This window comes from Bartonella sp. AP30XZML, from assembly GCF_042195945.1.
Taxonomy (GTDB): domain Bacteria; phylum Pseudomonadota; class Alphaproteobacteria; order Rhizobiales; family Rhizobiaceae; genus Bartonella.
The window spans coordinates 1-8,317 of the sequence record NZ_JBHIPJ010000020.1; the positions used below are offsets into that span (position 1 = coordinate 1).

The 8,317-nt window shown below is 46.4% G+C and carries 2 protein-coding genes; both read right to left on the reverse strand.

What is annotated here, in order from left to right:
- On the reverse strand, positions 1–6,115 hold a 6,115-nt coding region (locus ACFIL2_RS01060), incomplete at its 3' end, for a DUF637 domain-containing protein (protein ID WP_375681667.1).
- A 91-nt stretch (positions 6,116–6,206) separates the two neighbouring features.
- Positions 6,207–7,967 (reverse strand): ShlB/FhaC/HecB family hemolysin secretion/activation protein, encoded by a 1,761-nt coding sequence (locus ACFIL2_RS01065; RefSeq protein ID WP_375680067.1) that lies wholly within the window; start codon positions 7,965–7,967, stop codon positions 6,207–6,209.
- Positions 7,968–8,317 lie beyond the last annotated feature (350 nt).

Sequence of the window (8,317 nt, forward strand, 5' to 3'; positions counted from 1 at the left end):
CGGTACCGATTTCTTCCGCCAACGATTTGCCAACCGTATCAGACAGGGCGATGCGCAGATTGTTAAAAAAGTTCTTGTCAAAAGAGCCACCCTCAAGAGCCGTTTGAACGCTCGTGCCAATGGCGGCTTTGATCAGGTTCTTTTCCGCCTCACGGGTGATGCGATCAACCAGAGGAGCGGTTTTTGGCAAAGATTGTCCAACACCTGCCATTTCCGTTATTTGGCTGGTTAAGCCTGCTGTTAACATCGATGAGACAATGCTGAGAACATTCTTTGAAGAGCCAAGCTCATGCAAGGCACCGGCAATATTGCCGCGATTATTGACAAGAGCCACAGCGCTTTTGTTAATCAGCGCTTGGACACCTGCCTGTATCGCCGCATTCATGGCGGTGCTCGAGCCAAGCCCCAAAGCACCGGTAATGGCACTGGCAGCGCCCGAGGCTGCTCCACCCGTAACCGCCGTGACAGCCAATGCCACGAGAGCCGCACCGGCTTCTGTCAGCCCTTGGGCTTTATAATCCCAGTCTTTAAATTCAGCCCTAACTGCTTGCCAATCCACTTGCTTGGATAATTCTGGATCATCACGCAGTTGCTTGATCCATGCCATGCCTGGGGAGCGAGACAATTGCTCAAGGGATTTGTCTAAATCACCGGTTGCCTGATACTCAACAACAAAGCCATCACCCGCATCAAGCTTTATGCCACCCTTAGCATCTATGGTGACATGCTCGATGGTCTCCTTAAGGTAACCTTTGTCCCTCTCACTCCACCACACAAGGTTTTCATTACGCTGATAAACGTCCTTAAAATCTTGATCCTTGTTGGTCAGAAACTTGATCTTCCCCTTATCTGATGCCAAATGCGTCTGACCACCACTTGATAGCCCTGCCGCATCAAGCGTGAGATCCCCATTTTGCGCATGCATGGAGAGGTTGCCCTCTGTTTCTATCGTGGTTTTGTTTGTAGTAACTTCTGTTGACTGTTGACGAAACTTATTCTTTTGCTTCGATTTGTCGCCTTCTTTGCCCCTCAGATCCAAATCAAAACTGTTAAAATCTTGCTCTGAAATCGCGTTGAGAGCGCCACCACTGGTGAAATCCCCATTGCCCTTGGCTTTAAACTTTCCCTCAAGGTTCAGTTCACCACCTGTGACAATGGTCAAATCTCCATCACTGTTGACTTCTGCCAAACGGTGCTCACTGCTTTGGGCGTTATAATGCCCTTTTTCCAATGTCTCCTTATGGTCACTCTCTAGTACTAATGAACCAAACGTAGCAGAACCATCGACAATCACCGTCATCGGACCGCCACTGCTCCATTGGCCACCAGTCATGCTTAAATCGCCAAGGGAGTGAATGTTTAAATCCTGTATAGAAATGATTTGAGCCTGCTGCCCACTGCGATCAACAAAACCATATTCATTCGTGTCACGGATTTTTGCAGTACCATCAATGATTGTCTTCGCATTGAGGGTGATGATATTCCCCAAGATAACCCCTGACGAATTGGCTAAAAGATCGCCACTGCTGAGATCGACAGCACCGCTGCCAAGCAAAAAACCACCATCATTAAACAAAGTTTGCGTGGTCGAAACATGCAATGCACCATTACTTGATATGGTGCCGCTATTGGTAAGACGGTCCGTCTCTATAGTGACGCCATTGCCTTTCAAACGTGCACTGGCAAGGTTTCCTTGCTGCGTTTTTGCCCCATAAACATCTTGTGCTAAAGAAGTGTTTGGTGCCAAATAAACGTGAGGCACTAAGACCTCTTGTCCGTCAACAAGGTGGGTCTCAAGCCAGATCATATCCTTTTTGATCCCAGCAATCTGCTGAGGCGTTAAGGGCTTGCCTAGCACTAACCCCAAGGGATCTTGCTGCTCCACAGCATTGTCATAGAGCCTTTGCATTTGAGCATTGGGATCTTCAACATCAAGAAGAGTGCGATTACCTGTCAGTTCAAAGATTTGCTCACCCACCAGACGATATTCAAAATAAGCATCCCCCAACTTTTTGAACACGTGCTCAGGCTTATAATTACCAATCTTTTTTAAGTAATAGTCCGATCCCAAAAATTTACTTGGGTTGATAAAGTCCTGTCGCGTCTCAACTAAAAACGGCACATCCGGTGATTGGGTCTGGTCCAATTCTGTCTTAACAGAGCTAAGCCCGTCTTGCGTTGGCACCTGTATGGATTCTGGTGCGGGTGTTTGGATACTTGGTGCAAAAAGCCCTTTGTGCCCTTTCAAACCATTGATAATACCGTCCAATCGATCATCACTAATCAGTGGTTTGGAACCATCAAAATCGGTGTTTTTAACACCAGCCAAACCTTTATCGCCAGAGCTTAAGCCAACTTGCTCAACCCCCTCACGCACCGCATGATTGTCAAGAGTGTCTGTAACCTTGGCATCAAGCGTGCCACCAGCTTCAATCGTGCCGTAAACAGCATCATAAGTGCGCGCGGTTGTTTTGGTATCAGTATAATGTCCCTCATCTGTAATGCCTCCCGCATGACACCCTGCATTCCACGGTCTGCATTTCTTCTCCCTGCGATGTGTTTCAGTTACAATCTTGGTTGTTTCGATTAAATCACGCCCCTCATTGAGCAGCGTATCACCCTGCATCTCAATGTTGCCATTGGCAGCAATCAAGCTATAGCTATTGCGGATATCATCGGCATGAACCGTGAAATGGCGCCCTACCAAAATCTGTGCAGCATTATTGGTAAAATGAGGTTGTTGACGGCTAATTGTAGTGTCAACATCTTCCTTTATCTGATGGTGTTTAACATTTGGGATAGGGGTCCATTCTCCTTGCACGTAACTGTGAGAAACCACTTTATCGCTAACTTCAACCCCACCTTCACGCATGTTGGTAAGCGCTGAGACATCGAAGGTCATATCGCCTGACACGGCTTCTAAAAGACCCGAGCTGTTGATCACATGACCAGCCCGCTCTCCACTTAAGCCACGGATGATGAGATTGTCTTCAGCAATGACATCGGCAAACTTATTAATAAAATCCCCATCTAAGGAGAAAATGGCAGATTTCTTGGCATAAATCAGCCCGCTATTGCTCATATCAGCGCTCACATTGAGCGCAACCCCATCACCACTTGAACCAATACCGCCGGCATTGTCCAAAACATCTGCGGTTAAGACAAAAGCACCACCACTTTTGAGAACACCGTCTTCACCATTTAAAACCAGAGCAACTTGCCCCAATGACGGATCATGACTTTTTGCTATAAGCGTAAAACTGTCACTGGCTAAAAGCTGACCGGAATTGGCTAAAGACCCAAGCTTCGCATCAACAACACCGCCCACCATAATACCGGAATTACTTAAAACATCATGGCTGTTGAGAGTAAGTACTCCGCCTTGCGCTTCCACAAGCCCAGTTTGGGTGAGTGTGACTGCCTTCAGCCTTACATCATAGGCGCCAACCTCACTTGTCTCACCCAGCGTCAAGGTGCCATCGGTTGAGAGCTCAACCCGCTTTTTAGAGACAATGCGCCCCGTTTGGCTGAGATTTGTTTGCGCATGCAAAGCAATGGTATCATTGCTTTCTATTGTGCCACTATTGCTTAAATCACCATGGCTGGTCAGTTGAAGGTCACCACGCTCAATCTCTATGTGCCCTGCTTGGATCACACTATCTGCAACAATATTGACTGCCCCTTGCGTCGAAATGAGACCATCAACATTCTCAAAACTGCCCACATCAATGCGCAAACCATCCCGCGCTAAAACATGCGCACCTTCATCATGTGTAGCGTTTTGTTGGTCTGAATTTGTCGTTTCAGCGCTTTTATTGACAAAAGACGTTGCAACAATCTTCATCTCACCGGCTAAAGCACTGAGAAGACCAGCCTCATTGTTTATATGACCAGCACGTGTCTCTTTCAGCCCACCAATACTGAGAGCCTCTTCAGCAATCATTCTGCCCTGTGTGTTGGTTAAATCACCATCACTGAATACGTCCATAGATTTTTTGGCGTAAATCAGCCTACTATTGCTGACATTCCCTGCCACATTGAGGGCAACATTCTCACCACTAGAGCCAAGCGCACCGGCATTGTCTAATTGCCCTGCGGTCACAACAAAAACGCCACCACTTTGAAGGACACCTTCGGATGTATTCTTCAGAAAGGCTTGTTGCGGATCGACGCCTTCTTGTGTGCTTACCATCAAATGCAAATCATCGGTTGCAATAAACGTCCCTTGATTGGTAAATGCACCAATATGAGCATCGATACTCTCACCGCGCATTGTGCCGCTATTGATAACCCCATCACGCACTTGAAGGGTTAATGCTCCTTCTTGGGCTTCCACAGTCCCTGCTTGGGTTAAAGCATCAGCACTCAAAACCACATCATAACTTAAAATCGTGCTCTCTTGAGAGGTTGTGAGCATGCCCCCCGCTGTCAAGGCAACCTGCTGCATACTGACAATATCACCCGTGTGATTGAGGGCACTATGGGCATCCAGCGTTATCTTCCCATTAGACCAGACAGTGCCTTCTTGGATCAGGGCACCGTGATGCGCATAAAGGTCAATTTTTTGCTCTGCCACTAAGCGCGCGCGTGATGTAAGCTCTGCTGCTTCCACCAAAAGAGAACCGCCGGCGCTATAATGTCCAGCGCCTACAGTGAGCCCATCATCGGCGCTCAAGACAATATTCCCCTTGGCACCAATATGGTTGTTTAAAGCGGTGATTTGATTGGTTTTAATGGTCAGATCGCCAAGGGAAGAAACCCCTGTTTGATCATTGTCTTGCATGCGGCTCAGATCAATTGTTGCTGCTTGGATCTCTAAAAGATCACCGGCGGCTATCCGCCCATTCCCCGCCTCAAGCTTTGCTGCCTGTAAATGCAAAGAACCCGTCGCTGACTGTTGACCATCACTCCCAATACCGCTTGCTAGAAGAGCATGAGACTGGAGCTTGATCAGATCGGCGTGCACATCAACAGTACCGCTCGCTGCAACGCGAGCTTGCTCAGCCAGTTCAACATGTTTCAAAGCCTTCAGCTCAACCGCTTCTTCTGAAAAAAGCAGATCTTTCACATGCACACTGTCGTGGTGAGAACGCGCTTTTACTGCTCCTTTGGCACGTGCTTTGGCAATTACCAGCTTGCCATCACTTGTCAATCTCATGGCGCCTGCATTGGCAACCATGTCTCCTCGCATCTTAACGCCCGCACCTTTATCATTGGCAATCACGCGGATCTGCCCCGCATACATTCCACCAAACTCACTGGAATCAATCGCCAATTCCGGCTCTTTGCCATCAGAACCAAGAGAAGTTGCTTCGCGTTTGTCATAATCAAAATGATTGCGCCCCGCGATAACAGCCAAATCTCCTTTGACCTGTATGGGACCCCCGACACTGATCTTGCGCGAAACAAGATCAAAAATATCTAATGAACTCCCATCAGCCCCACGAGCGCCTATGGTGATATCACCACCCTCAACACGCAACCCACTCAAAGCACCATCGGCTCCAATAATCGGTTGTCCAGTCGATAAAGTCACCCGTGGTGTATTAATAAAGCCACAACCGTTACAGGTAATGCCATTGGGGTTGGCGATAATAACATCCGCCATATGCCCGTGTACTTCGCTCACGCCTTCAAGACGCGAGCGATTGGCACTCACCACTTCATTGAGGATAACCTTTGCTGCACCGCTATAACGCAAATTGCCGTTGCCAGGCACCAATCCCCCAAGCTGTGAGCGTGAAACCTCCTCAGTTGAATTGTTCAAAATCACGCCATGGGTATCAACATTGAAACTGTCATATTTGTTATGAGAAAGACCCTGTCCATTGGGGCGCACAATATCAATCAGCGGCACATCATTGCCGGCTTTCCCCACCGTGGGGCGGAAAACAGAGCCAACCCCATCAGCTGCTTTAATCCCTTGGCTCTCTTGTGCAACGGGACTTCGCGCTCCAAGCGCTTGTGCTTGCAACAACAAAGGCTGAAAAGCTAAGCAAAAACTTAAAACCAGTGAAAGCCCCTTATGGATTCCTCGCTGCAAAACACAAAAAACGCGCTTTCCTCGCTTGTATCCATATCCCAATCTATGCTTTTGATCTTTCAATCCCCGCATCTTCAGCTCCTCAGAAAATTCTTTATCTCTTAAAAAAAACAACCCATATGGGTATAAACAGCGCAGCGATATTTTTTACCGCCCCTTTGCTCTAAAATCTCAATAATGCCCGCACTTGAAATAACCCTGTTGCATTCCCCTGTTCTCGCACTGTCGATTGGGTTAAAATATTCGAATAAGATACATCAATATCCGTAATATCTCCGGTTGCATGGAAACCAAGAGTTGCCCCAACGAGGCTCCCGCCAAAACTATTTTTGTTTACATCATTGGCCACGGTCCCCAGATCAAGCGCCATATAAGGGGCAAATTGGCTCATAAATTTACGCCCCATTCTCGAAGAAAAGCCTGGCAACAACAGCGACAATTCATTGCGCCAAAACGCCCCATTATTGCCGTAATAAATCGCCTCACGCACCCCGCGCACAGAGGAACTACCACCAAGCGATATTTGCTCTGAACTAAACAACGTGTCGGGTGATAATTGTCCTGAAAACAGCGTGTTATAGCGAAAGTTATATTGTTTGAGCGAAAAAGGACACACGTAGCCTAGGGAAAAAGACAATTTGGAAAATTGCCCTTTGGGTGAATTTTTTGTTGCATTCTCTTGCTCTTTATCGTCATAAGCGCCAAGAATTGCCAACCCTTTATGAAACCCTATATGCGCGCTTAATTCTCCTCCAAGCCACTTGCGCGAATGATCAAGCTCAAAGGTTGCAATAGCTAGTTTACGGCTGGAAACATCAACCCGACTGCCCATAATAAAATTATCAGAATATTTCCATGTCAACCGTCCTGTAACCCAGGTCTTTCCCTCTTGATCACGGTCGATAACCCGTGAAATCCACGGTGTAAGCGATAAAGACTTACCCGCTGTCATAATATCGGAAAATATTCCCTTAACACTCGAATGATATTGGCTCCACGTCCCATCAAAACCCGTTGTCCAAGTGCCATAGGGTAGAGAAAATGATCCCGTTAGAGTATCACTATTGGGACGCTTGTGAGAAAAATGATACGGACTACCATCCATAGAGCGCTGATAGCTAAACGACCATTGATCATTAATCCCCAACAGATCATCAAAAGAAAGGCTCAAGCGCGTTTGATAAAGCCCTGTTGCTTTAGCGCCAAGATTATCGCTGGAAAGCGTAATAAGCCAAGGTTTCTGTTTTTCAATATGAACATCGAGTATCGAACCACCCGAATTGCCACCAGCACCAAGATTAATGGTGGCTTGGCGTGAGAAAAGCCGATTGATTTGATCAAGCCCTTGCTCTATCTGGCGCAGATTGGTCGGCTTCCCAATAAGGTTTGGAAAAGCCGTGGTGATTTCTCCTTGAGATTTCATTCCAACTTTATGCCCATCCAGAGTGATATCTTCCATCACACCTTCAACAACAACAATCTTGAGATGACCGCCGCTTAAATCTTGCTCAGGCAAATAAGCCCGCACCGCAATATAGCCGCGCTTCATATAAAGCTTGGTCACCGCTTTGAGCACTTTATTAATTTCGGCAATCCCCAAACACCGCCCTTCCCAAAGAGAAATGGCTCCATGAAGGTCGGTATAAGAAATCAACTGAGCACCAACAAATTCAATGCTTTTGATCAGCAAACAGGTTGTACTAGGCGAAGCACCATAGGCAGATGTGGTATCATCGTCTGGCAAAAATATCCCATGTGTTTCGTTTCTACGGTGCAATCGTTGAAAACGCTGTTCTTGCGTTTGTTGTCGTTGGATGCTCTCTGATTGATTAATCGCTTTCTCACGAATGTTTTCGGCAAAACTCGGCAACGAGAAAAGGCACAAAATAGCCGCAAAAACAAAAGTGAAAAAAAATCTATGCATTCATTGTGCCCTCAAAATGAGCAACAAAATGAACCATATCATCAGCGTCACAGAAAAAATCGCCAACCGCGTAACAATTTTTTAATTTTTTGATGAGAATAATACTTATAACATCTGAGAAAAAAGCGTAGACTGTACTATATATACCTGCTTTATTGGTCACACAAATCATATCATTCCCCCCCGTTTTTGAAGATTTTACAATGACACTGTTAAATGACAATCATACACTCTAATATGCTTCTTAACTTTAAGGTAGCGTATGTCATATCATTTCGAGGATAAAGTAAAGACTCTTATTCATAGAATATACCAAATTTATTGGAACTGTTACATATTAGAGACAACAA